The sequence below is a fragment of the Haloplanus aerogenes genome (assembly GCF_003856835.1).
GTDB lineage: Archaea > Halobacteriota > Halobacteria > Halobacteriales > Haloferacaceae > Haloplanus > Haloplanus aerogenes.
Map to the genome: position 1 here is coordinate 3,036,584 of NZ_CP034145.1, position 24,378 is coordinate 3,060,961.

At 60.0% G+C, this 24,378-nt stretch carries 27 protein-coding genes and 1 pseudogene; 15 read left to right on the forward strand and 13 right to left on the reverse strand.

What is annotated here, in order from left to right:
* The first annotated feature begins 38 nt into the window (after positions 1-38).
* Positions 39-194 (forward strand): hypothetical protein, encoded by a 156-nt coding sequence (locus DU502_RS18430; protein WP_158601198.1) that lies wholly within the window; start codon positions 39-41, stop codon positions 192-194.
* Positions 195-207: 13 nt separating this feature from the next.
* Here DU502_RS18430 and DU502_RS15545 read toward each other — a convergent pair whose 3' ends face one another.
* The 7 genes from DU502_RS15545 to DU502_RS15570 all read right to left on the reverse strand — a co-directional run bounded on the left by DU502_RS15545 (position 208) and on the right by DU502_RS15570 (position 6,448).
* Positions 208-666 carry a hypothetical protein gene (locus DU502_RS15545; RefSeq protein ID WP_121921662.1) on the reverse strand — a complete coding sequence of 153 codons (459 nt, stop codon included), beginning with the start codon at positions 664-666 and terminating at the stop codon, positions 208-210.
* Complete coding sequence (locus tag DU502_RS18770; protein WP_243695923.1) at positions 663-2,636, reverse strand: AAA family ATPase; 1,974 nt, start codon at positions 2,634-2,636, stop codon at positions 663-665. The genes DU502_RS15545 and DU502_RS18770 overlap by 4 nt, the downstream gene beginning before the upstream one ends.
* Positions 2,629-2,811 (reverse strand): hypothetical protein, encoded by a 183-nt coding sequence (locus DU502_RS15555; RefSeq protein WP_121921663.1) that lies wholly within the window; start codon positions 2,809-2,811, stop codon positions 2,629-2,631. The genes DU502_RS18770 and DU502_RS15555 overlap by 8 nt, the downstream gene beginning before the upstream one ends.
* Positions 2,812-2,883: 72 nt before the next feature.
* Positions 2,884-4,944, reverse strand: a complete 2,061-nt coding sequence (locus DU502_RS15560; RefSeq protein WP_121921664.1) for a DEAD/DEAH box helicase family protein — start codon at positions 4,942-4,944, stop codon at positions 2,884-2,886.
* Between the two features lie 90 nt (positions 4,945-5,034).
* A complete protein-coding gene (locus tag DU502_RS15565; RefSeq protein ID WP_121921665.1) occupies positions 5,035-5,409 on the reverse strand; it encodes a hypothetical protein in 375 nt (124 codons plus the stop codon).
* Between the two features lie 79 nt (positions 5,410-5,488).
* Positions 5,489-5,659 (reverse strand): hypothetical protein, encoded by a 171-nt coding sequence (locus tag DU502_RS18435; protein WP_158601199.1) that lies wholly within the window; start codon positions 5,657-5,659, stop codon positions 5,489-5,491.
* Between the two features lie 84 nt (positions 5,660-5,743).
* Complete coding sequence (locus DU502_RS15570) at positions 5,744-6,448, reverse strand: hypothetical protein (protein WP_121921666.1); 705 nt, start codon at positions 6,446-6,448, stop codon at positions 5,744-5,746.
* Positions 6,449-6,537: 89 nt separating this feature from the next.
* On the opposite strand from DU502_RS15570, the gene DU502_RS15575 reads away from it, so the two are divergent.
* From DU502_RS15575 to DU502_RS15600, 6 genes and pseudogenes are all read left to right on the forward strand, one after another.
* Complete coding sequence (locus DU502_RS15575) at positions 6,538-7,050, forward strand: hypothetical protein (RefSeq protein WP_121921667.1); 513 nt, start codon at positions 6,538-6,540, stop codon at positions 7,048-7,050.
* 2 nt (positions 7,051-7,052) lie between these two features.
* Complete coding sequence (locus tag DU502_RS15580) at positions 7,053-7,256, forward strand: hypothetical protein (RefSeq protein WP_121921668.1); 204 nt, start codon at positions 7,053-7,055, stop codon at positions 7,254-7,256.
* Positions 7,257-8,099: 843 nt separating this feature from the next.
* The gene (locus DU502_RS15585; protein ID WP_121921669.1) at positions 8,100-9,653 is read left to right on the forward strand and encodes a hypothetical protein; all 1,554 of its coding nucleotides are present in this window, start codon (positions 8,100-8,102) and stop codon (positions 9,651-9,653) included.
* Between the two features lie 77 nt (positions 9,654-9,730).
* Positions 9,731-10,738, forward strand: a complete 1,008-nt coding sequence (locus tag DU502_RS15590; protein WP_121921670.1) for an ATP-binding protein — start codon at positions 9,731-9,733, stop codon at positions 10,736-10,738.
* A 260-nt stretch (positions 10,739-10,998) separates the two neighbouring features.
* The gene (locus tag DU502_RS15595; protein WP_121921671.1) at positions 10,999-11,250 is read left to right on the forward strand and encodes a hypothetical protein; all 252 of its coding nucleotides are present in this window, start codon (positions 10,999-11,001) and stop codon (positions 11,248-11,250) included.
* A gap of 17 nt (positions 11,251-11,267) precedes the next feature.
* Positions 11,268-11,531: pseudogene (locus tag DU502_RS15600) on the forward strand (nucleic acid-binding protein); the annotation flags it as partial.
* 97 nt (positions 11,532-11,628) lie between these two features.
* Here DU502_RS15600 and DU502_RS15605 read toward each other — a convergent pair.
* Together DU502_RS15605 and DU502_RS15610 are read right to left on the reverse strand one after the other, a co-directional pair.
* Entirely contained in the window at positions 11,629-12,105 is a 477-nt protein-coding gene (locus DU502_RS15605) for a hypothetical protein (RefSeq protein WP_121921672.1), read from the reverse strand.
* Between the two features lie 109 nt (positions 12,106-12,214).
* Positions 12,215-12,946: a hypothetical protein gene (locus DU502_RS15610; RefSeq protein ID WP_121921673.1), complete on the reverse strand. Its 732-nt coding sequence runs from the start codon at positions 12,944-12,946 to the stop codon at positions 12,215-12,217.
* Between the two features lie 337 nt (positions 12,947-13,283).
* On the opposite strand from DU502_RS15610, the gene DU502_RS15620 reads away from it, so the two are divergent.
* Positions 13,284-13,478, forward strand: a complete 195-nt coding sequence (locus DU502_RS15620; protein WP_121921674.1) for a cold-shock protein — start codon at positions 13,284-13,286, stop codon at positions 13,476-13,478.
* A 97-nt stretch (positions 13,479-13,575) separates the two neighbouring features.
* Here the strand turns inward: DU502_RS15620 and DU502_RS15625 are convergent, their stop codons facing one another.
* Positions 13,576-15,183 (reverse strand): spermidine synthase, encoded by a 1,608-nt coding sequence (locus DU502_RS15625; RefSeq protein WP_121921675.1) that lies wholly within the window; start codon positions 15,181-15,183, stop codon positions 13,576-13,578.
* 118 nt (positions 15,184-15,301) lie between these two features.
* Between DU502_RS15625 and DU502_RS15630 the strand changes: the two genes are divergently transcribed.
* From DU502_RS15630 to DU502_RS15645, 4 genes are all read left to right on the forward strand, one after another.
* A complete protein-coding gene (locus tag DU502_RS15630) occupies positions 15,302-16,342 on the forward strand; it encodes a hypothetical protein (protein WP_121921676.1) in 1,041 nt (346 codons plus the stop codon).
* A gap of 36 nt (positions 16,343-16,378) precedes the next feature.
* Positions 16,379-16,966, forward strand: a complete 588-nt coding sequence (gene rdfA / locus DU502_RS15635; protein ID WP_121921677.1) for a rod-determining factor RdfA — start codon at positions 16,379-16,381, stop codon at positions 16,964-16,966.
* A 64-nt stretch (positions 16,967-17,030) separates the two neighbouring features.
* Positions 17,031-18,968, forward strand: a complete 1,938-nt coding sequence (locus DU502_RS15640; protein WP_121921678.1) for an archaea-specific SMC-related protein — start codon at positions 17,031-17,033, stop codon at positions 18,966-18,968.
* 65 nt (positions 18,969-19,033) lie between these two features.
* Positions 19,034-19,282 carry a hypothetical protein gene (locus tag DU502_RS15645; protein ID WP_121921679.1) on the forward strand — a complete coding sequence of 83 codons (249 nt, stop codon included), beginning with the start codon at positions 19,034-19,036 and terminating at the stop codon, positions 19,280-19,282.
* Here the strand turns inward: DU502_RS15645 and DU502_RS15650 are convergent.
* Positions 19,279-21,129, reverse strand: coding sequence for a BCCT family transporter (locus tag DU502_RS15650; RefSeq protein WP_121921680.1), 1,851 nt, complete (start codon positions 21,127-21,129; stop codon positions 19,279-19,281). The genes DU502_RS15645 and DU502_RS15650 overlap by 4 nt on opposite strands.
* Positions 21,130-21,210: 81 nt before the next feature.
* Here DU502_RS15650 and DU502_RS15655 point away from each other — a divergent pair, with 81 nt between their 5' ends.
* A complete protein-coding gene (locus DU502_RS15655) occupies positions 21,211-22,434 on the forward strand; it encodes an NAD-binding protein (RefSeq protein WP_121921681.1) in 1,224 nt (407 codons plus the stop codon).
* Between the two features lie 67 nt (positions 22,435-22,501).
* Positions 22,502-22,942 carry a universal stress protein gene (locus DU502_RS15660; RefSeq protein WP_121921682.1) on the forward strand — a complete coding sequence of 147 codons (441 nt, stop codon included), beginning with the start codon at positions 22,502-22,504 and terminating at the stop codon, positions 22,940-22,942.
* On the opposite strand, the gene DU502_RS18440 is transcribed toward DU502_RS15660, so the two are convergent.
* Positions 22,939-23,106 (reverse strand): hypothetical protein, encoded by a 168-nt coding sequence (locus DU502_RS18440; protein ID WP_166033694.1) that lies wholly within the window; start codon positions 23,104-23,106, stop codon positions 22,939-22,941. The two genes, DU502_RS15660 and DU502_RS18440, sit on opposite strands and share 4 nt — an antisense overlap.
* Before the next feature lie 125 nt (positions 23,107-23,231).
* Positions 23,232-23,702, reverse strand: coding sequence for a hypothetical protein (locus DU502_RS15665; protein ID WP_199722757.1), 471 nt, complete (start codon positions 23,700-23,702; stop codon positions 23,232-23,234).
* 76 nt (positions 23,703-23,778) lie between these two features.
* Here DU502_RS15665 and DU502_RS15670 point away from each other — a divergent pair, with 76 nt between their 5' ends.
* Positions 23,779-24,366 (forward strand): hypothetical protein, encoded by a 588-nt coding sequence (locus tag DU502_RS15670; RefSeq protein ID WP_121921683.1) that lies wholly within the window; start codon positions 23,779-23,781, stop codon positions 24,364-24,366.
* The last annotated feature ends 12 nt before the right edge of the window (positions 24,367-24,378 follow it).

A 24,378-nucleotide genomic window follows, 5' to 3' on the forward strand; every position in this document is an offset into this window, starting at 1 on the left:
AACAACTTCAGAGTAAGATCGTCGACAAACTCGGGGTAATGAGGGACGATATCCACGTCACCAGCGACGAGGATGCACTCACCTTCTACCTTCCACCCGACAAGCTCGAAGAAGCCGAAACCATCCTTGACAGAGATTTAGAGGTACTGGAAGAGCACGAACACGAGTACCTCGTCAAAGCCGACATCCAGTAAGACCAGTCAGCAGTCAGTCGTCATCATCCGTTACATCTGCATCCGGGCGGTGATCCTGATGCATCGTAACAACTTCAGTCCGGAGTGTGGAGAGAGTATCTTTTGGTCCACGGACCAAGTCGTCGATATACTCGAAACCGCCATTCGCGTATTCCTGGACTATTTGAGCTACCTGGCTGCCATCCTTCAGGATCTCGGCGTCGTCAGCTTCCTTCACTGCAACCGATTTGATTACCCACTGCTCGTCCTTCGTCAAGGCACTCCAAGGAATGCTCCCCGACCTTGAGTCAAGAGACTTCTGGAGGCCCTGGTCATACCCGATTCCCAGCGACACCATGAACAACTTGCTCATCTGCTGACCTGCGAAAGGAGAGCCGCTGTCCTCGTCAATCAACTCCTTATAGCGGTCTCGCTTTTTCTCCTCGATCACAAGGTCGCGCGGGATCTCGGTTTCCTCAATCTCGTCGATCATCTTTCAACCACCTCGGTTTTCAACCCGCTATTGCTCAGCAGGTATTCATTAGAGATACTATCCTTCATCCTGCTTTCAACCTGGGTAGTGTACTCTGAGTCTGTCATGAGGAAGGTGAGCTGTGTTCCCTCTATGTAGTCCGGGATGTTCTCGGCAATCCTGTTCCGTGGTTCACTAGATATCCTGCCCAGAGGCGTGTCAATAACGATGGGGGCTTCGAATCCACTGATACTGGTGAGGGCGGACATGAACGACAATGCCAAGACCTGCTTCTCTCCAGCAGACAGGGAACCAATCTTGTCCATTCCGAACTCATCCAGGACTCGGATAGTATAGTCCTCCTCCAAGACAATCTCGTATTCTTCGTCTTTCCAGATCAGCTGGTTGAAGTACTCCTCTATTTTCTCCTGAGCCTGACTACGGATCTCGCCCAATACAGTCTGCTGGATCTCATTGACGTGGTCAATCGACTGCTCCAGGAACTCCAGCTTCTTCACCAGGTCCTGGTGCTTCTCTTTCTTCTTTAATTCCTTAGTCAGCTCCTCGTCTTTGTTATCTACCTCTTCCTGCTTCAACGCGATATCACTCACAATATCCTCTTTCTGATCCTTCAGGGTCTCCTCCCGGTCTTCTAAGTCGTCAAGCTGATCCTCAATAGCATCTACGTCGATATCTTCGTCCGAAGTATCGTACTGCTTCAGCTCCTCTTTGATCTCGTTGATCTCAGTCTCCGTGTCACTAATCTCCTCTTCGACCTCACGGATCTGGCCTCGCAAATCCAAGAGCTGGCTCACTTTCTCAGTTCCAACATCCTGGATACGGGGGATCTCACTCTTACCCTCCAGATTTTCATCCTCATCCAGGCCCTGCTCAACTTCCTCAAGAAGATCTTTAAGCTCGTGCTCGTGGTCCTCTTCTATCGGCTCACCGCAGATACACTCACCCTCTTCCAAGAGCTCTCGGATGAAGTAGTCCTGAATCCTCGGAGGTAACTTCCCTTTCTCGTGTAACTCGTTGATTTGCTCCAGAGTGAAATCAAGAGCATCGTAACAGTACACAATAGGAGCTGCCTCCGCCAGGACATCGCCAGATCGATTCTGAAGATTCTCTTTTCTACTGCGGAGATTCTTCAACCGATCCTTCGCCTTGCTACGCTGCTCCTGTCTACTCCGAATATACTTGTCATCACTATCCTCAAGCTTCGATTCCTTCTGCTTGATCAGCCGCCGCGTCTCCTCAAGGTTAGAAACGATCTCTTCCTTGTCACCCTCTAAATCCTCAAGTTCGTCTCTCAGCTCGTTCAATTCCTCACGAAGCTCATCTTCCTTCCCGGAGAAATCATCCTTATCCTGTATCTGGTCACGAACTCTCTTCAGGTGGTTCTCCGATCTCTCCAGAAGGTCAATATGCGAGACGTCGACGATACCTTTCTTCACATTCTCCGAATACTCTTCTTCAAAAAACGTGTCAAGCCGTTCACCGTCAAAGAGGTAGTAATCACGGACGTCAACAGGGAGAATCTGGTTTAGGTGAGCGATAGGATCGTCCTTGATATCCCAATCAGAGCCCTCCTTACGCTGTAGTGTAAGATCGTCAGAAGCGTCGCTAAACTGGTTCTCCCCCTTCTTGACCGTTGTAAAACTCCGCTTGAACCTGTATTCCGGACTATCTCTGCCAAACCGGACCTCCACATACCCATTAAGCTCTTCACCTTCATCTAGATCTTCCAGCTTGTCTCGATTGCCGTACGGGTAAACATTCAGTCCTTCTTCTTTCGACTCCTCAAGATGTTCCTCGGTATCGTAAAGACAGAAAGTGATAGCGTTCAGCAGATTTGACTTTCCAGAGCCGTTCTCTCCCTCTATGACATTGATATTCTTCTTACCATCAGTTTTGAGCTCGATTCGTTGCTTTCCGTGGAATTGTCTGTAGTCCTTCACCTCCACAGAATGAATCTGTATCCTACTCATTTTCTGAGACGATGTCGTCGAGCATATCTTTGTAATCGTCGCTGTACCGAGGCATAGGCTGGTCAAGATTATCGCGCTCGAACTTCAGAATCTGTTTAATGAACGCTCTCTGATCCTCATCCTCGATTTCGTCGACCTTGTCCGTGATTAGACGGTTGACTTCTGGTTTATCCATAATGAGTCCTGTTTTGTTGTCTGAAATATTCCTTTCAGTTGCTAACTACGCTGATGAGGCAATGATCACACGCTACACTTCATATATTGTTCGGACTGTCTCGATGGCGTTCCGGGCCTCAATTTCGTTGTCAGCATTCGATGCGAACTCATCGAACCTGTCCAGTTCCTTTAACAAAATCTTTTTCTCGATTTCTTTGATATCGGGATTCAAATCCTCTGACAGGGATGGAACCACAATTATATCATGGATGACTGCTTTCTCCTTTCCCTCATAATGCCGGAGGACGCGCCCTCTCCTCTGGATAAATTGCTTGGGATTCCCCGTGCTTGACATTAATATGGCCTCCCGAGTAGATGGCACGTCTACTCCTTCGTCCAGACATTTCATCGCCACCAAGGCGTCATAGTTCCCCTTATCGAACTGCTCTAGGAGTTCCGGTCTCTCACTCGGTTTCTCCGCCTGAGTGAACTTATGATGGAAAATACCGTGTTCGTCTAAGATCTGCTGCGCTTGGTCAATTTGCTCGTCGTTAGTGTAGACCAGGAGATGGTCTGGCTCATCAATCCCTTCTAAAATGTCATGGAGCTTGCTGTACTTGTTCTCCGCTTTCTTAATCAGATCGGCACGCTCCATCATCATGTTCTCCACGACCTTGTCTTCGACATCGTCACTGGCTGCCATCCACCCCAAGTCACTGCTTATCTCCTCATACTCGTGCAGCTCCTCCGGAGTCATCTCCACGAAATACGGTTTATACTCGTACGGCGTCAGATGCTCAGGAATCGCCTCACCCAACGGCAGCTCATAAACCACGCCGTTGAAATAGTCCATCAGGAAATCCGTACCCTCCTCGTCAAAGTATCTCTGAGGCGTAGCAGAAAGCCCAATACGGTAATTGTAATCCTCAAGCAATCCTTTCTTCCTCTCCTCAGATCCAGAGCCGTGAACCTCATCAGCAATCAGCAAGCGGTCACAATTCAATTGCTGAATCTCCGACCGGAAGTGCTCATCTGAAAGAGTATCATGCGTGGTCAGCAGAATAGCGATATCTTGCATTTCAATCCGGATATCATCAAGGACGCGACCCATGTCCGACTTCCAGTTGGTGTTGACACTCCCGAAGATCATGTAGACCTCTTCATCATACCCCCAGTCCTCCAAGTCGTCTCTCCACTGGAAAGCTAAGTGCGTATTAGGTACCGCAATGACCACGACCATCGGATGCTCTTGCTTCGCAAAGGTTTGATCCATCGCACCAATAGCGGTGTACGTCTTCCCAGTACCCGTAGCCATCTCGAATAGGCCGTGCCGACCATTGTACCGCCACTGATTCACCGCTTCCTGCTGGTAGTCGCGCAAAGTAATGTTGTGGTCCCTCGCGCTCATTGGACTACCACCAGATCTGTCGTTGTCATAAGGAGCATCGTCAGTCTCTCTCAGCTGGACTATATCCTCGCTAACCCCTTCAGGAAGAGAATACACGGAGATATCTTCCTTCTCGTTATTCCACAGATCATCAAATCTTTCCTCGTGTTTCCGTATCCTTTCAGCATCGCGCTCACACGCCCAATCGCAGAAAACATCGTACGACTCGTAGTTGTAGAAGCCCTTCTGACTGTCATTCTGAGAACCGTGAAACGCCATTTTCCCGCCATAGATACCGGTGACAATACCCCACTTATCGTGGAAGTCTCCATAGATATTGCGTCCATCCGGAACTGCGAATTTGATTTCCAGAAGACCGTCCGCAATCATCCAAGCAACAGTATTCAAAGTATCTTCCTCAAGCCCCTCCTCTAGCTCTTCTATCCCCCGCTCAAGCGATTCATAGATAACCTCGTTTCTACGGCCTTCTTCTCCCTTCTTGAAGGCCTCCCAGTCATCCTCCTCCAGTATCGGGCTGATAATCCACTTGGCCTTCCCACCATTCGACGCCAACCCAGCAATACCACGAGCAGCGTTCTTCAACCAGCCACTCGTAAAGTATCCGACTCCCCTCTTGTACTCAATTGCCCGAGATAGAATAGGATTGTAGAAGTCGTGTATGAAATCAGTCTCTGAGGTCTCAATGACTGGTGGGAGCTCTAACTCGTCAAGTCTCTCCCCAACGGTGTTACCTGATACAGTCACTTGTGATACCCCTGGTAGTACTAACCTTGCACCGAGGTCTGTATAAATCCACGGTGGGGTCAGGAACGCAAGACTCTCTACCTACAAACTTCAGAGATACTCGTCCGGCTCCGGATAATACAGATCCGCGTCCGGGAACTCTTCCTCGAACACGTTGATCCACGTCCTGTATTCCTCATCAACCAAAGACTTTGCGTCCAGCTCGTCGTACTCAAAGTTCACGACGCCGTCGAAGTCAAAACTGTAGTCAGCACTTCCTTCTACACACTCCAATGGCCGGCCGTGGACGTGCATCTGAAACACTTCATCATCCAACCTACTGTCTGGGTCTCCCAGGTACTCGTACTTCTTCAGCCACGGAGCCAGCATGATCACCTTCTCCTCGAAATTAGCCAGCTCCTCCCAGTTCTCAATACGCCGGACAGCGTCAACAGCGAAAGGCGAATCCTGGCTCTCAGCGATCAACTATCACCCCCGTTTTCCTTTCGGAAACCATTCTGATCATCGAGACTTCGGTGATGTGGCCGCAGTCGCTACAGAGAACCTACGTACTGTTTCTTGGGTCACCACCAGCGACGTCGAACACATGGAGAACACCTGAGATATCGACTGCCACGGGCTCTTCAAAGAACTCGAAAAAGCCGAGGTCTACAGGAATGAACACAGCCCAGAGACCGGAGTGCTTCAGATGCCGGAACGAGTCAAAGAAGAACACGGCCTACTCGAAGACGATGACCCAGAAGGAGAGGAAGAGACGGAACAGGTCGGGCTCACTGAGTTCTGAACTCGTTGTACGTGACTAAGGTACGTTCAGAGAGGGCAGGTCAAGCAAACAGACTGAATCGTACTCGTCTGACTTCTGAAGCGAGGTGAACTCCGATCTTAGCGTCACCTCAACCCCGCCACTCGGATCGTCGTCCACCTTGAGCACTAACCAGCTCTTACTGTAATCATTTGGCAGATCGATATTCAGGGAGTCATCCACGACGGAGGTATCTCCCTGCTGCTTCTGCAACACATACCCTCCACGATCTACAGCGAAGCCCGTCTGATCGTACTGGTTTGGAGGGAACCAAGTAATCGGGATATTGCGGTTCCCCTGGAGATGTGTCCCGTTGTCGATGTGATACCGGTACTCCATCTTGTCCGGGAGAAGAACTTGTACAGGGGAATCCAATGATCCCAGAACCGTCTTCGTCAGACTCGGAGAAAACTCATTGCTGCCAACCTGCTCCCTTGCATCGTGCTCTTGTTCAAACCAGTTCAACAGTTTTGACTGCTCGAAAGACGTGATCTCATTGACTACAGGCTTCACGTTGTGATGGGCAATACCCGCGCTGAAATCCTGAACCTTCAGCTTGGCACTTCGCTCCCGTGTCTTAGTCGGCAGATTCGCGGAACCGTACTCCCTAACGGAGTTCGCTTCTCCGAGAAGCGTGTTCTCGTTATAAAAGTCGAAAACACCTTCAACGAAATCCTCTACATTGTTTTGGGTCAACTGCATACGTTATTAGAAACAGGAGATTATCGTAAAACCTCATGTAGACTCTAAATCTGGGAAAATACTTTGACATCAACATGAGACTATCCTCTATGTCAACCGACTCCCTGACTTTCCTCGAAACGGTCACGGAGATTAGCGACGACCGACGGATAACTCAGGAGCGTATTCAGAACTTGCTTGAGGGCCTCGGTTTCGACCCTGAATCCGCCGACTACAACGTGGCTATGGAAGACAGGGTTCCGCCTACGGCTGGAGAGGCCATGATGTCGAAAAGGGCAGAACCACACGAGTGTCGACTGATCATCGATGCCATCATCCGCGAAACTCTATCCCACCCTGCACTGGCAGTTTATTCGCCTAAAACAGAAGACATGGATCAGATGGGGATCACTCCGAGTGAAGAGTCAGATGAGATTGGACGTGAATCAACCGCGTCTCTATGGCTACACATGGCTTCCGAGGTTTCAAAAGCTCAGTGGACTCTTCTTGTCTCCCCAGTGATTATTTCGATAACGGGATCCGACTCAGATAATCAGCACTTCCACACCCAAAACTTCGATCAGGAAGACGCCCAAGAAATCATTGACACAATTACTGGCTAATCATGACCAACACGAACTACGCTCCAGGCCCTATCAAGTGCAGAGAATGCGGTGAAGAGTTTGAGACAATTGAGAAGGGCCACTTACAGAGCGAAAACTGCACCGGAGAAGTAGATGACGTCGAGGAATATCGGTCGAAATACCCTGACGCACCTACCCGGACCACAGAGATGAGGGACAAGATCGTCGACAGCCTGAAGGGCTGAACCACCACTTACGCCCGTTTCGACAATATCGAGAAAACTACCCGAAATACAGCATACAAGACCCTGGCGATTCCAAGGATTACTCCGGCTATCCAGGCTGCCAGCCAACCATACCGCTTCTTCTCCTCACTGACTATGGAAAATCACCTTTTCAACCGATGAACTCCGCCATGCCGACCTACATCATGCCCAAGATTCTCCTCAACGTGCTCCTCCCAGCCAATATCCTTCTCCGCCAAAACAGCACGACGATCACTCCACGACAGACCGCCTTCAGCACTCCCCAACCCATCCCGGCGAACTAACTCACGACTCCAACACTTATGAGGCCGAACATCACCTGTATCCTCGGATTTACCGAAGCCGCGGCCCAATAAATCAGAAGCTGAGACCATCGACAGATTCAGAGGAATGTCACTCTTCCGGACCACGGCCCTTCCGACGTCAGTCACTGCGTAGTTGACCGCGTTATCCGGATGGTCTGGGATCTTCTTCAGGAAGCGCTGCACACAGTGGTTCTTTTTCGGAATCCCACGTTTCTGGCCAGATAAGCCCTTGAGACGTCGTCGAACGGTGCGAGCAGAGAACTCAGCGTCAGTATATTCGGTAAGGTGCTCCGCCATCCGGTTGGCACTCCACCTGTTGGCGACCTCCTTCAGGTTGAGTCAGATTGCGTCGGCAGATCTGTGATTCAAGACCACCCTGTAACTTCACCCGGTTTTCCGCATTGTACTTCAAAATGTGTGACAGCCTATTTTAAAATATCAACACGGTCCGACCAAGCATCAGCCACAGTTCTGAACTCAATCAATTATATCTGGTATCGCTTCATCTCGCTATACAATGGCTGATACTTGGATCGGCGTTACGGATAGCCGACCCATCCCCCTACTGAACTCGCTTGTAGCATCGATTGAGAGCGGCTACACACCGGAAGATATCCTCGTCTTCGTACCTCAGAACGACAAGGACGTACTTCCCACCATCCGGCAGCTTGTCGAAAACGTCTGCAAAGAATACAATGTAGACGCCGAAGTCAAACTTTCCACAACACCCAGCGTCAACAAGCCGAAAGACCTCTCACAGCACGTCTTAGAGACTTTGCAAGAATACGAGGGCACGAACGCGGTCAGCATCTCAAGCGGCTCACGGCTTCTCAACGCCTGTCTTATCGGAGCCAGCAACCAGATGGAGCGATTCAAACTCGACCATCTCTACACCTTGGAAGGCCCCAATCAAGCTAACCTGGAGTCCACCATTTACCCGATGATTCCACGGCCCGAGATGGATCTCATAGACTATCAAAAGAACTCTGCATTGGAACTCACTGGTCCAGGAGATCACGGCAATACTGACGGTGTCTACAAGATCTCTCGCAAGCAGCTGCCTCTCCTCTTCAACGCACTCTACAGCACCGGGAACCCGGTTATTTCTGTAGATCATAAATCCAGTATCCTTTCTACCCTCTACGAGATCCAGCTGGACCGAGGCACTCCTGCTTCCATCCGATTCACAAGCGATGTCAACCAGTACCAGGAAGACAGATCCGAGGTAGGTCGGCGTCACGGAGGACAAGCAGAATCAGAAATCCCGGATCACCGGGCCTTCATTGGTGCGTTCACTTCCAGCGTATTAGAGTTCGATAACCAGGACGAGATTTCGGACTTCATCGACCCATACAGAAACCGACGATTAGAACATGGGAACGCTGAATCCCTCGCAGTCTTCGACACCAACCTGATTCAGTACTGGCCTGCTCACCAGCTGGGTGTTGCCCCTGAGCAAGAACAGGGTTTGAATGGATACGCCGTTGTCACCGGGGTTCGGGACGAACTGATGAATTACGATGGTGACGAGAAAATCAACAAAACCCGGCAACTCGAAGACGCCTTCGGGAAGGAATACAGGGAACTTCGTAACCAATTGAAAAAGACACCACGGCAGCTCCGGCTCGGTAGACAGTACTTCAGCCGACTCCAACGCGAACTCTACACAGAGAAGATTCAGTCCGAGATGGAGGACAACAATATCACCGCTGCCTGCGAAGAAGTCCACCAAACCGGTGGCTTTGATCTCCTGCTATTCAGCAACGACTCAGGCTTCATCTCCACAGCCAGGGATCGTGGACTCCCCTCAGTACTCGTCGATTTCCCTCAAACCCTGCCACGGAAGAAGGATGTCACATGGGAAGACGCATCTACCGCTCTCTACCTCCACGCCGTCCAATTCGGCATTTTGAAGCTTCCGAAAATCGACCTGTACGGCGTATGGCCGCGAAAACGGCCCGAAGACTGGGATACTGAAAAGCTTGCAGTCAGATGCCGCAGCCCGGTCGTGGCCAAACAACTCAACCGTTACCAGAACATCCTCGACGCATCTCCAGGAGAAAGCCAGTAAACCCTCTGAGAAGCTGTGTGGATCGGTGTACCATGGCCCAGTAACATTGATTACACCCCGGCCCGACATTTCCAGTAGTGGTTATTCGTATTGAGTCTCTCACTGTAGAGAACCTGCGATGCTTCCGTGGCGAGCACCAGCTGGATCTCGGCCGAAGCGACGAACCCAGCATCGACGTGGTGTTCGGCTCCAACGGCTTGGGCAAAACCACGTTAGCCGATTCTATTCAACTCTGCCTTACTGGGGAGTTCGATGACGAAGCCCCTCTGGTAACCTACGAACTGGTGGACGAACTCTCCCCTGGAGAGGAAGTCTCCGCAAAAGTCTCGGCCGTGATCTCTGACAGCGAACTCGGTCGACGATTCCGATTCACCCGAAAGTTCCAGACGTCCGAGACTCGCCGGGGACCGGTTAACTCCGTAGACTCGCTTCAAGTAGAAGAAGAGGAAAACGGTGACTGGGTCAGCACCAGCTCGTCGGAAGCGATAAACACGGTGTTCCCGCTTCCGGCGTTCAAGTTTTCCAAGCTGGACGCCGAATCCTCTGTCGGGGTTGACGACCCGTGGGGCGGCACCAGTTGGAGCGAACTTGTCGAAGCCGTAGGTGAAGCAGCGGCCCAGCAGTCGGCAGCACGCGGCACCGAACTTCCCGAGTTCTTCGCCAACAACTACGATCTCGGTGACGAGATGATCCGCCGGATCAACGACGTGCTTCCGAAGCTGGATGAACGTGACCTGTACGAAGTAGAGGAGCGGCAGGACGGGCTTGTGGCTCGCCGGAAAGAAGATAACTCTCCGGCAGAGATGGCTCACCTCTCTGCAGGAGGGCAGCTGATTATCTCACACGCAGCAGCGTTGGTTGCCGGCGAGGTCATGCCTGCGACTCCTCCGCTAATCGGAGATACGATGTTCGGTCGTGTGGACCGTCCTACCCGCGAGCGGATGTTCGAGGTCATCAAGCAGGCTGATCGGCAGGTCCTGCTGTTCTCCTTCGACGCTGAACTGGAGGGCTTCGATATTTCTCCCATGTTCAAACTTGAGCAGGCTGGAGAAGGGAGAGAGAGCAGGATAGCTTCTGTGAACTAGCTGGAGATTTCATTTTCTTTCATTAAATTGCCATCCATGTTAACTAGTACCAAAAAATAATAGTTGCTAGAGAATTTAGTGTGTTATATGCCGGGTAGAGTCCCGGTGATAAAATGTCAGAGTGCCGAGGCCGCTATTTTTGACGGTAGACGGCGTCTCTAAGGGCATCTAGCTGTGGCCACGGTTGACATAGGCCCCGGTCAGATTCTCATCGGGCCGGCAGACACGGATTTATGAACGTTGTCGAGTAATCATACTGCATGGCCGCCGAAATCTCCGACCGGGTTCGAGAAATCGCCGAGGCTCGCGGCCTCCCCGAGTCCGAAGTATTCGAGCAAGCTCTCGAACGCGGTCTCGAAGACCTCTGGGAGGACCTCGTTCTCGCTCGGTATCTCGACGGCGAACTCGACCGCGAGGAGGCCATCGAACGTGTCGGTCGGACGAAAGTCGAACGGGCAAAACGAGAGCGTGAGGCAGTCGAGGAAGACGTCGACTGGGGCCTGAGCGCGTGACGCTTGCGGCTGTCTCGGACGCCGGAGAACGCGCCGCAATTGCGGTCGCGGAAGAGCGGGGAGTCGTTCTCCTGACCGATGACCTCGCCGCCAGAGAGGCAGCATCCGACGTGGGCGTCGAAGTACGCGGTTCTATCGGCGTCATCGCGCTCGGTTACGGCCGCGGATTGCTCAATAGAGACGAAGCGGCATCGCGTATGCGAGCACTCCAGCGTGAGACGAGTCTCTTCGTGACCGAGGCGGTCGTGGAGCGCGGCATCCGGATGCTGGACGAACAGTAACGGAACGAGCGGACGCTATAGGCGCGCTAATCACAATCACTATGGATAGATTGTGAGTCGCGAGTGCCGAGGCCACGCTTTCGTACCGACGCCGAAGTCACAACACACCGACGACGGCGATGGCGAAGTCGGCGGCGTCTCTGAGGACGGGAATCAGCTCCCGGAACCGCTCTTTCCGCTTCTCCCAAGTTAGTTTTCGGAGGGCGTTCGCCTCCATCGAGGCGGCCATCAGCGTCTTCGTCACCGCCTCGACTTCCTCGGCGCCGTCGAGGTGTCCCAGTCGAAAGATGATTGCTTGGTCGCCCTCCCGAACGTCGTTCGGATGCTTCTCCAGAACCAGAAGCCAGGGCATGTAGACGGGATCCCAGTCGAGACCGAGCGACTCCACCAGATCACGCTGGGCTTGCGTATTCCGCGCACGGAGATACAGGAGTGATTCGACCTCACCGAAGTCGTGGAACGCCGCGTTCAGTACGTCACCGACCTCGTCGTCGGTGCCGTTGCCGATCTCCGCGATGAACAGCTCGAACCCGTTCTCCACCCCCCTGAAGTCCCAGTCCGAGATTGCGGCCATTCCTCGATGTTAGATGTCATATGTCTTAACTCTAGGCAAGGTCAGTACGCCAGTTCGTGGGCGGCGGCGGGACGAACGGGACGGCGCCGCTCTACCGCCGACCGCTGGCTCACTCCGGCGGCGTCGTCTCCGCGACCGCCTGCTCCAGTCGATCCAGAAAGTCGGGGTCGTACGTCTCGTCGACGTGGTCGACGTTCCACAGCCCCGACTCCCGAATCGCCCGGCTCCGACTGTATCGGCCGAGCCACCCGTCGGCCCGCGGATCGACCGTGGATGTGCCGACGTTGCTGAGGAGGGCGATGGCGTTGCGTTCGACGTACACTCGGTCGCTGTCGGGACCCGGTTCGTCGTCGAGGGCGATCCAGAGGAAGGGCTGTTCCCGGAGGTACGCGCTCACGCGCCGTTCGAGGATGTACTCCTCGTCGCGGACGGTCGAGCGGTCGCGGTCGATACTCGACCACCGCGCGTTCCAGTCGGGGTAGTCGTCGTGGAGGGCGTGTTTCTCGATGATCGCTTCGCCGACGCGCTTGCGGTAGACCGAGCCGCGGTGGTTGCCGCCGTGGGGATGGGCGGAACTCCCGCTGCCGGTGCCGTAGTGCTGTTTCAGTCGATCCCAGAGTGACGTGCTGCTTCCGGCGGAGACAGCGTGAGTCCCGACGCGGGTGACGCGCAACTGCTCGGTCGCGTCACGCGTCTCCCCCGGTTCGAGGAAGACGTAGACGCCACGGTCGGGCCAGTCCATGTAGCCCGTGCAGTTCTTGAGTTTTCGCGGGCCACCGACACGCTGCCTCAACGTATCGAGTAGCCGATAGAAACGGTCGAGGTCGTCCCGTCGAGCCATCGTCCCCTGATCCACTGCTGCACACAAAGGGTTTGGTACACGATCAGAGGTCGAGGCTACCTGCCCGAGCTGTGGCCTCGCCTACCACGACGCCGACGCGTCACAGGGCCTACGGCCACGTCATCTACTGGGAGTTCGCCTCGCGGGAGTAAACCGGCGGACTCGTCGGAAGTGACGGGTGTTCGTGACTGGTCAGGCATCGAAAGGCGTAGAAACCGACAGGATAGAACAAATATACACAAATTCCCACTTTACCAGTGTATTCGTCTTCCAAGATGCGGTGCGAGAAAACGAATACGCAACCCTTAACCGTGTACCCGGACTCGATCCATTTGCAATGGCAAACGGTAAGGTTGATTTCTTCAACGACACTGGCGGCTACGGTTTCATCGACACTGAGGATGCTGACGACGACGTATTCTTCCACATGGAGGACGTTGGCGGTGAGGATCTGACGGAAGGGACCGAGATCGAATTCGACATCGAACAGGCCCCCAAGGGCCCGCGCGCGACGAACGTCACGCGCGTTTAAGAACGGATTTTCCGCCGTCTTCGACGGCGACTATCTTCGTTTTTCCGACACCCACGACCGAGAGCGGCCGCGACGGCGCGGACGCCGACGAGCGGCGTCACCGACCGGCTTCGACGAGTCGCGACCGTGCGGGGAGTCGCACGGCCCGCGCCGGAGTCTCGGGGTCCGTCACGTTCGTCCGCTGGACGACGTAGCGCTGGCCGACCATCGGGTCGAGGAGGGCGTCGACGGGCGCCTGGTCGTCGCGCAGGATGGGCACGTCGTCGGTCGGTGGGGGCGGGCGAGACATCTCGATGGCTGCAGTGAGGTCGATTCCGATCTCCCGGCGGTCGTTCCGGCGGAGTAACTCCCGAGGCGAGAGCCGTTCGGATCGCTTCGTGGCGACGACTTCGACGTTCTGGACGACGCTCCCGCTCGCGGTGGGGAAGGTGTAGACCTGCGGGAAGGCTTGGGCTATCGTCTTGTACTCGGCGCGGTAGAACTTCGAGGCCGGGCCGCTCGGCGCGGAGATGAGGTTGGCGAAGAGGACGCCATCCTCGTCCAGTCGCGACTCGGCGAGGCGCATGAACTCGACGGTCGTGAGCTGGAAGGGCACCTTGTCTTTCTTGTAGGCGTCGAGGACGATCAGATCGTAGGTGTGGTTCGTCTTCTGGAGGAACTGCCGGCCGCCGGTGTTGTAGACGTTCAACCGGTCGGACTCTTCCAGCCGGAAGTAGCGTTTCGCGGTCCGGATCACCTCGGGGTCGAGTTCGGCCACGTCGACGGTGACGTTGTACTCGGACGCGAAGTGTTTCGGGCCGGTGAAGCCGCCGCCGCCGACGAACAGCACCCGGTCCACGTCCTCGGTCATGAGCATGGGCAGGTGGAAGTAGCGCGTGTACTCGAAGACGTGGCGATCCGGGTCCGACACGTCCATCGCGCTGTGGGGCTGGCCGTCGAGATACAGGGTGCGCACGTCACCGACCTGCGTCACTTCGAGTTCCTGATACGGGGTCTGAGTCTGGTAGAGGACGGGGCCGCCGGCGGAGACGCCGAGCGCGCCGCTGAAGCCCGCGCCGACGACGAGGAGGGCGACGGCGATGCTCGCCAGCGTCGGTTCGTGGCGGTCGTTGCGCCACGTGAGCCAGAGCGCCGTCCCGACGAGGAGGAGGCCGAAGCCGACGCCGATGGCCTCGACGCTCAGTTCGGGGATCAACACGAACGTGGTCACGAAGGCGCCGACGATGCTCCCGACGGTGCCGACGGCGTAGACGTGGCCGGAGGCCGCACCGACCCCCTCCGTCTCCGTGAGTTCGGCGGCGTAGGGGCTGATAAAACCGAGGAGGTAGGTCGGCGGGCCGAACAGGAGGATGACGGCGGGGAGGGAGGCGAACCGGCTGGGGAGCGGAATCGCTCCGGCCGTCGCCATGAGGATGTCGGAGGCGAACACGACGAGGGCGACGTAGGCGGCGGTGCCGAGGAGGAGCCACGCGAGGCGGTCGTCGCTCGCGCGCCCCGCCGCCCGCTTCCCGCCGAGGTGGTAGCCGAGGGAGAGCGCCGCGAGGAAGACGGCGATGATGCTCCCCCACGTGTAGATGCTGCTCCCGAACTGCGGGGCGACGATCCGACCGGCGAGAATCTCCAGCCCCATGCTGGCGACGCCGGAGACGAACACGGCGAGGCCGGGCGGGGAGGGCCGCCACGCGTCGCGCGGGAGGGACGCCATCGAGCGAACAATCGGAGACGGAGGGGTTAAGCCTTGGCTCGGCAGGTGACGATCCCCCGGAACGGGCCGAACCCGTTCGTGACAAGCCCGATACCGGAAAGCAGAGTGAGTTAGTCACATGGAATCATTGGATATGATACACGACGTGTGTGACTCGACGCTCGACCGACGACGCGTCCTACAGGCTGTAGGGGCGGGCGGCGTCCTCGCGGGGCTCGGCGGCCGCGCGACAGCACAGCGCGGCGAGGGACGGGGTGAAGGGAGCAACGCCGGCGTCGACGTGATCGCCAGGCAGGACGAGGGAGTCGTCCACTGGTCGCTTCCGGGGAAGCGCCGACTGGGACAGACCGTGTTCGGCACGCCGGACCGGCCGCGGGCGACGCTCCAGCCGATTCTCGACCTGCTCGACGATCCCGACGGCCCGGTCGGGACGCTGTTGCAGGAGTTGCCGATCCTCGTGGGATTACCGCCAGCAGCCCGCGAGACGAACGGGGACGGAACGGCGTACACGCAGACGGCGGTGCCAACGCCGTTCAGCGACAACGTCGTACGAGTGTCCGGATCGGTGCACGCGACCTACCGAGACCGTCGGCCCTACGACCTGCCCCACTCCTACGGCTCGTCGCCGGACACGGTGGACGTCGACGTGGAGTTCACCGATCCCAACGGCACCCCCTACACGCTCGACGTTCACCACACCATCCAGCCGCCGATTCCGACGTGGGAGACGGGGGGAGGTGTGATCACGGACACGTGGATTCACGGCACGACCGGCACGGAGTCGCCGCTGTTGCCGCGAACCTACACCTACGCGGCGTTCTGGGGGATCTGTGACGTAATCGTCGAGGGCGACGTGGTCGACGAGAACAAGGTGATCCACGCGATGACGATCCAGAACATGCGGAGAGCCGACGGGTCGATAGCCCTACAGTCCGAGATGCCGCTCGCGCCGGACGAGACGTTCAGCGGGCAGGCACACCACACGCAGTTGATCGTGCCGCCGATCACGGTCGGCCCGGACGGTCCGGTTCACGAGGCGGTCAACACGGCCTACACTCTCCCGAACGGCCACACACAGCCGTTCATCCACCTCACGTTCGAGGAAGACACGATCGTCAAGGCACCGTTCGCGAGGTGGGAGTTCCCCGAGAAGGAGTAGGAGTTATCCGGCGGACCTGCGTAGCGCCGACGACCGATGGCCTGTAAGGTCGAACGGGTGTGCGAGCGCCGCGGCCTGCCGACGCTCACGGAGCGACTGGCCGAGCGCCGGACCGAGACGGACGCCAGCCTCCGCGCCCTCGAACGCTTCTTCAACCGCGAGGTGCTCGCGGCGGCGATGCGGGCGGCCGGGATGGAACTGCTCGAAGACGAGGCCGCGAACGTCTACCGCCTCCTCACCGACGAGGACGTGAGCCACGCCGCGCGCACGGAGGCGCGGGACCGCCTGACCCGCGCCGGGGTCGACGTCGACGCCGTCGAGCAAGATTTCGTCACGTACGGCACGATCCGCACCCACCTCCGGGAGTGTGCCGGCATCGAGACGGGACGGGCGTCGACGGTCGACGCGGCGGCGGTGCGCGACACCGTCTTCAAACTCGTCGGGCGGACCGAGGCGGTGACCGAACGGGAACTGGCGCGGCTGGCCGACCGCGAGGACTTCGACGCGGGCGACCTGACGGTGTCGCTGACTGCCCGCGTCGCCTGCGAGACCTGCGGTGAGGAGTACGGCCTTCGCCGCTTGCTCGAACGCGGCGGCTGTGGGTGTGGGGAGTCACAAACGTAATAGTCCCGCCCCGACGTACGAGGAGTACGCTCGTCCGACCGGGTAGCGGTCGGATACGGATACGATGACACACAACGAGACGAACGGTGAGCGCGAGAACGGAGACGAGTCCCTGACGCTCGACGTCCGAAACGTCGGCGGGATCGAGCAGGCGTCGGTGACGCTCGATCCCGGCGTGACGATCGTCGCCGGCGAGAACGCCTCGAACAAGTCGTCGCTGCTGGGGAGTCTCGGGGGCGTCCTCGGCGGTCCCCACCCGCCGCTCCGGGGCGGCGCCGACAGGGGGTCGGTCACGCTCGCGTTCGACGGCGACCGCTTCGACCTCGACCTGATACGGCGGGACGGGGAGACGGTCGTCGCGGATGCGACACCGTACACGACGGCGACGACACTCGTCGACCTGTTCGTCTCCCTCGGTGAGGAGAACCCGATCCGCCGGGCCGTCGTCGACAGCGGCGACCTTCACGAACTGCTTATGCGGCCGGTCGATACGGCAGCGATCGAAGCCGAGATCGAACGCCTGCAGAATCGACGCGAGGAGATCGACGAGCGGATCGAGGAACTCGACGCGACCGTCGAGGATCTCCCCGAACTGGAGGTGCGAGCGCGGCAGTTGGCCGAACGGCAGGCGGACGTGGCGGACCGCCTCGAATCGAAACGGGCGGCGATCACGGAGGCGGACTACCGGGACGCCGCCGAGGCGACTCAGGACCTCCTCGACGACCTCGAAGCGGCGCGGTCGGAGCGCGACCAGCTCCGCGACCGGCGGGACACCAAGCGTCGCGCCGTCGACTCGTTGCGCGACGACCTCGAAGGCGTCGACGAGCGCCTGACCGACCTGAGCGGCGAGGCAGAGTTGGAGAGCGTCGACGACCGCATCGAACAGGTCGACGCGGAACTGACGCGCCTCCGGGATCGGAAGGGCCGTCTCGACGAGACGATCAACGCCCTGAGCCCCATCGTGGAGTTGAACCAGCAGTTTCTCGCGGACGCTCGGCTCCCGTCGACGTTCGACGCGGACGGTGTGGTCGACGATCTCCACCCCGGTTCGGGGTCGATCACCTGCTGGACCTGCGGCCAGTCGGTCGATCGGGCGGAGATCAAATCGCAGGTCGAAGCGGTCGAGGCGATCCTGCAGGAGAAACGGCGGGAGCGCACGACCGTCGAGGCACGGATCGAGGAGCGGAAGAAAGAACGGGCGACACTCGACGCCCGACGCGACGAGTACGACGACCTCGTGGCGCGACGGCGACAGCTCGAACGCGAAATCGAGGAGCGCGAGCGCACGCTGGCCGACCTCGACTCGCGCATCGACGAGGTAGGGAAGCGGATCGAGCGGCTGGAGGCCGAACTGGCGGAGACGGACGCGGCCGACGCTCTCGTCGACCGGCACCGCGAAGTGAGCGATCTGGAGTACGAACGCGGCCGGCTCGAACGCGAACTGTCGGACGTGGAGGAGCGAATCGAGGCGGCCGAGGCGGCGAAGGCCGAACGGGAGACGCTCCGGGAGGAGCGCGCCGAGGTGACGAGCGAACTCGCGGAGCGCCGCGACCGCGTCGAGCGGATCGAGCGCGAGACGGTCGAGACGGTCAACGAGTGCATGGCTCGCGTCCTCGACCGCCTCGGATACCGCGCCGTCGAACGCGTCTGGATCGAGCGTCGAGAGGAGGCGGACGGGACGGTCTTCGACCTGCAGGTGGTGCGGACGGCGGACGACGGGACGGTCTACCGCGCGGCGGTCGACACCCTCAGCAAGAGCGAGCGCGAGGTGGTGGGACTGGTCATCGCGCTCGCCGGGTACCTCGTCTACGACGTGGCGGAGACGGTGCCCGTCGTCGTCGTCGACGCCATCGAGATGCTGGACGCCGAGCGCATCCACGGGCTGCTCGATTTCTTCGACGAACACGCGCGGTACGTCGTGGCGGCGGTCCTGCCGGAGGAGGCCGAACGGTTGCGGAAGCGGTTCGACACGGTCGAACTGGCGGCCGTCGAAGCCGCGTGAACACACCCCAGCCACAGCTCGAAATCCGGCGACTTATACCGTCGAACGGCCTACGACCAGCATCGATGCCGACAGTGAAACGAACGCCGGGACCGGCGGCGCAGCACGCCTTCCGCCTCGGTATGCTCGCCGCCGTCGTCGGCGGCCTCACCGTCCTCGCCGCGCTCTATCTGCACGGCGTCCTCACGACGGCGACGGCGCTGTACGTGTTGTTCGCGCTGTTTCCCGTCTATCTCGTCTTCGCCGCCTCCGCGCTCAGCGTCTGGCTCGGCTACGACAAGGACGTGACGGATCTGCGACCGGTCTACCGCTAGTCGTCGCGGCGGGACTGGCGGCGCCCGGCGGCCCGCATCCGCCCGACGAGCGTCGGTCGCTCGCGCTCCCGGTCCCGCTCGTGTCGCCGGAAGGCGAGGGTAAGCCCGACCAGCGCGACCAGCGACAGCACCGCGAACGGACCGCCGGTCAGCACCGCGGCGACCTGCAGGGATTCGCCGCCGCCGACGAGTAACACGGCGCCGGCGACGAGGCCCTGGAGGATTCCCCAGAAGACGATGCTCCCGGTGGTCGGCGCGACGCCCCGCTCGGTCGCCAGAATCGACACCACGAGCGTCGACGTGTCGGCCGAGGTGACGATGAAGACGACGATGAGCGCGAGAAAGCAGAAGAGGAGGAGACGAGAGAGCGGCAGGGCAGCGAGGATCGGAAAGCCCGCGACGGCCTCGGTGCCGCCGGCGGCGTCGATGGCGGCGAGCACGTCGACGCGGCCGGAGCGCTGGAGGGCGAGCGCGGTGCCGCCGAACAGGAGGTGCCAGCAGACGGAGGCGGCAGCGGTGGCGACGACGCCGGTGAACACGACGGTCCGTACTCGCCGCCCCTTCGACAGCGCCGCGAGGAAGAGGCCGGCGAAAGGCGCCCACGAGAACCACCACGACCAGTTCCAGACGGTCCAGTCGGCGGCCCACGCCACATCGGGGGTGAGGCTCATCGACGCGAAGTCGGCAGCGTAGCGTCCGAGAGCGGCGGTGCTGGCATCGAAGACGTACCCACGGGGGCCGACGAGAACGAGGAGGAGGGCAAAGAGGGCAAAGAGGGCGAGGTTGACGCCGGCGATGCGTCGGATGCCGCGCTGGACGCCGCTCTCGGCGGAGATGCTGTAGATGAGGACGAGGCCGGCGACGAAGAGGAGCGCGCCGGTGCTACCGAAGGTGACGCCCCACTGGAAGTTGATGCCCGCGAGGAACTGTTCGCCGACGAAGGCGACGGAGGTGGCGACGCCGCCGATGGTGGCGAAGATGGCGAGGACGTCGACGAGTTTGGCGAGCGGCCCGTCGAGGCCGTCGACGCCGAGGAATGGGGTGAGGATGGTCGACACCCGGAGTGGCGCGCCGTGCTGGTGGGTGAAGTAGGCGATGGGGAGGCCGACGACGAGGTAGGCGCTCCACGCCGACACCCCCCAGTGGAAACTCGCGTAGGTCAGCGCGACGACGGCGGCGGCCGGTGAGTGTGGGGCGACGCCCGACGTAGGTGGTGGCGAGCCGTAGTGAAAGAGCGACTCCGCGGGTCCCCAGAAGACGATGCCCGCGGCGATGCCGGCGGTGAAGACCATGGCGAAGTAGGTCGGGTAGGTGTAGTCGGGGTCGGCGTCGGGACCGCCGAGCCTGATCGACCCCCACGGGCCGACGAGAAGGAAGAACGCGTAGCCGACGGAGAGGAACATGGCGCCGAGGAAGAGCCAGTCGAACTGCCGGAAGAGGATGTCGCGGGCGACGGTGACCGCGGTACCGACGCGAGCAGGGGCGAGGAGATGGGCGGTGAAGAAGCCGGCGAGGACGACGACGGGGACACCGAAAGTAAGGGGGTCCTGCCGGACGAGAAAGCCGCCGACCCAGTTGCGCCAGGAGAGGTGTCGGACCCGGAGCAGATACGGCGCCCCGGGACCGTCGTCGCCGTCGGACCGGTCGACCGGGAGGAGCGCGAGGTAGGCGAGGCCGGTGCCGAAAAACAGGAGCGAGAGGACGAGCCACCCCCGACCGGAGACGACGGAGCCGACGATAGCCGGGAAGAAGAAGCCGGAGACGACGACGACGCCGGAGAGCGCACACACCGGGAGCAGCGCCGAGCGGGCGAGTCGCTCCAGCACGCTCGTGGTGTGTGAGACCATGGGACATATGTCGGACGGAAAATGTATAGGTGTGTCGTCGCGCCCGCTCCTTTTTGTCGCTGCCGTGCGAATCGCTCACACGTGGCGACCGACTCCCCCGAACCGCCGAGCGACACGGCGCTCGACGAACTGTTCCACCAGCCGGAGACAGTCCCGCTCGTGTACTGGCGGGCGTTCTCCGGCGCGCGGACGACGGTCCTGCTGGCAGGGACAGCGGCCGCGCTGGCCTTCGTCGCCGGGCTCTCCCACCTCAGTCAGGGGGGAATCACCCCGACCGGACCGCTCGCGGGCGTCGTCCCGCCGGCACTGGTCGACGTGGTACCGCTCGCGAGCATCCTCGTCGCCTTCCTGCTGACGGGTGTCGCGGTCGGATTACGGAGTCGGTACCGGCTCGCCTGGTACGGCGCGCTGGCGTGCTTTCCGCTCCTGCTCGGCCTGCCGCTGGTGACGGGGTCGGCCAGCGACGCCATTCCCGCGCTCGTCGGGGGGGTCGGGCTGGGGTCGGTGATCGTGAACCGGACGGGGTTCGACCGCGCGGTCGATCTGACACCGTTTCAGACCACGGCCCTGCTGGCGTTCGTGGCGGTGCAGGTGTACGGTACCGTCGGGACCTACGCCATGCGCGACAATTTCGTCGGCGTCGACAGCCTGACCGACGCGTTCTACTACATCGTGGTGACGGGGACGACTGTCGGTTACGGCGACGCGACGCCGACGACACAGGCGACGAAACTGTTCACGCTCTCGGTTATCGTCCTCGGAACGGGCGCGTTCACCGTCGCGACGGGGTCGTTGCTCGTGCCACTCCTCGAATCGCGCATCTCCAGCGCCTTCGGAACCATGACAGCCTCGGAACTCACACTGCTCGAGGATCACGTGTTGGTCCTGGGCCACGGCGAACTGACGGAACCGCTTCTGGACGAACTCGCGGCGGCGACGGACGTGGTGGTCGTGACGCCGGACACCGACGCCGCGTCGGCGCTCGACGACCGCGAGGGCGTGAACGTGTTGACGGCCGATCCGACCGACGAGGGTCCCCTGCTCGACGCCCGGATCGACGCGGCCCGGGGCGTGGTCGTCGCGACGGACGACGACGCCACGGACGCACTGGCGGTGGTCGCGGCCCGACAGGCCAACCCGGACGTGCGGATCGTCGCGGCAGCAACCGACCAGCGCCACGTCGACAAACTCGAAGCCGTCGGGGCCGACGCGGTCATCAGCCCCGCAGTCATCGGCGGGCGTCTGCTCGGGCGGTCGGTGTTGGGCGAGCGAGAAGATTCCCTCGCCGGCCTGTTGGACGGCTAGCGGGCGGGCGCCGGCCCCCAACTTATTTGCTCCCATCAGGAGAACGACCTGTAAGGGACGCAGAGACATGTACGACAGTATCCTCATTCCGTTCGACGGTAGTGACGAGGCAGAGAAGGGCGCCAACCACGGTCTCGGGCTTGCGGAGACGTGTGGGGCGACGGTTCACGCGCTCTACGTCATCGACCTTCCGGGTGCCCCGCGGACGGTGTACCTCCGGGACGACGAGGACGAGATGCGCGAGCGATACCGCGAGTACGGCGAGGAAGTGACGAACGAGATCAAAGAACGGGCGGAAGATCGGGGACTCGAGTGCGTCACGGCGATCAGGAGCGGATCGCCCGGCGAGGAGATCGTCGACTACGCCAAAGACGAGGGCGTCGACGCCATCGTCCTCGGAAGTGCGTACCGGGGGAAACTGGGGGCGCTGCTCGGGAGCACGGCGGAGAAAGTCGTCCGCACCGCGGAAGTGCCGGTCGTCACGGTGCGCGAGCAGATGAACGATTAGGCGAAGTCCCCGCGGCGCCAGCGCTCCCGCATGTAGATGAGGATGCTGGCGCCGAGGAAGGTGAGGCCGGCGAGGCTGAGTCGCCCCGCCGCCATCAGCCACAGGGCGACGGCGAACGCCACGACGATCAGGAGCGCCAGCAGTGTGGGGACGGTCTCGGGCATGGAACGTGTCGTCTCCACACGCCGGAGGATGAAAAGTCCGACCCGTCGTACGGTCGGCTGGAAGTCGATCGAACGATTCGCCACTCGGAGTAGCGAATCGCTCGAACCAGTCACAGCCGACCGGATCAGTAGAAGTGCTTGAACTCCCAGTGGTACTGGCAGTTTTCGCACGTCGCCCACTCGGGAACGTCGAAGGCCCTCGGGTGGCGCTGGCCGTGTTGCATGCGAGTGCGACAGATGGGACAGGTGAGCGCGAGGAGTTCCAGATCGGTGAACCGCTCGGGCGGGAGGTCGGTCCGACAGTCCGGGCAGTCGATCGGGTCGTGGGGACCGGCCTGTACGATCTCCGAGGCACACTCCGGACACCGGAGCGTCGCCGGCGGCCGGTACGCCCAGCCAGTGTCACCGTCGATGGTGGTGGTGTGGATCTCGACGCTCGACAGCCGGAACTTGTTGGGGCCGTCCTTGGAGCGAAGCGGCGCGATCAGCCGTTCGAGCACCCATCGGAGCGCGCCAACGATCCACCGGAACGCGGCGAGCAACCGGCTACCGGACGAACCGAGGATCGTCGGGAGACCGTGGGAATCGTCGGCCACAGCTACTCGTCAGGGAGTGAACAGCATAAATCCTCGTCGGGGACGGACTTTTCTGCCCACCCGCGAAAGGAAGGTCGTGTCACACCTGCGCCGACAGTCGGGACCGGGACGGCCGTCACGGGCCGCCGCAGCCGCCTTCGTCCCGCTCCAGTGGGGGCTCGGCCCGGCGGACGTGACGGGCGTCCCCGGGCGAGCGGTCGCGTCGTTCCTGCTCGTGTTGAGCGTCGCCGGCGTCGTTCGCTACTGGCGGGCGGGGATGCTGGCGCGGGCGGTCGACGCGACGCTCGATCGGCCGCTCCGCGCCCCGCTCTACGGGGTGGCGACGGCCGTCCTCGGCTGGCTCGTAGTGGCGTACGCCTTCGGGCAGGCGCTCCGTCTCGGCGGCCGCGTCGGGCAGGTAGCCGTGGCGCTCGGTGTCGGCGTCGCGCTCCTCGCCGGCGGATTCGGGTTCGTCGTCGTCGGAACAGGGGTGACGGCGGCCCTCGGCGACCGGCGCCCGTGGGCCGGGCCGCTGGTCGGCGCGAGCATCAGCGCAGTCGTGCTCCTAGCGCTGCCGACTCTGGCCGGCACGCTCGTCTGGGTGCTCGTCGCCGCCACGGGACTCGGCGGCGTGGCGCGCCGGTGGCTACACGCCTCGCAGTCGGTGGAAACGACAAAGGAGTGAAAGCGCATCGTG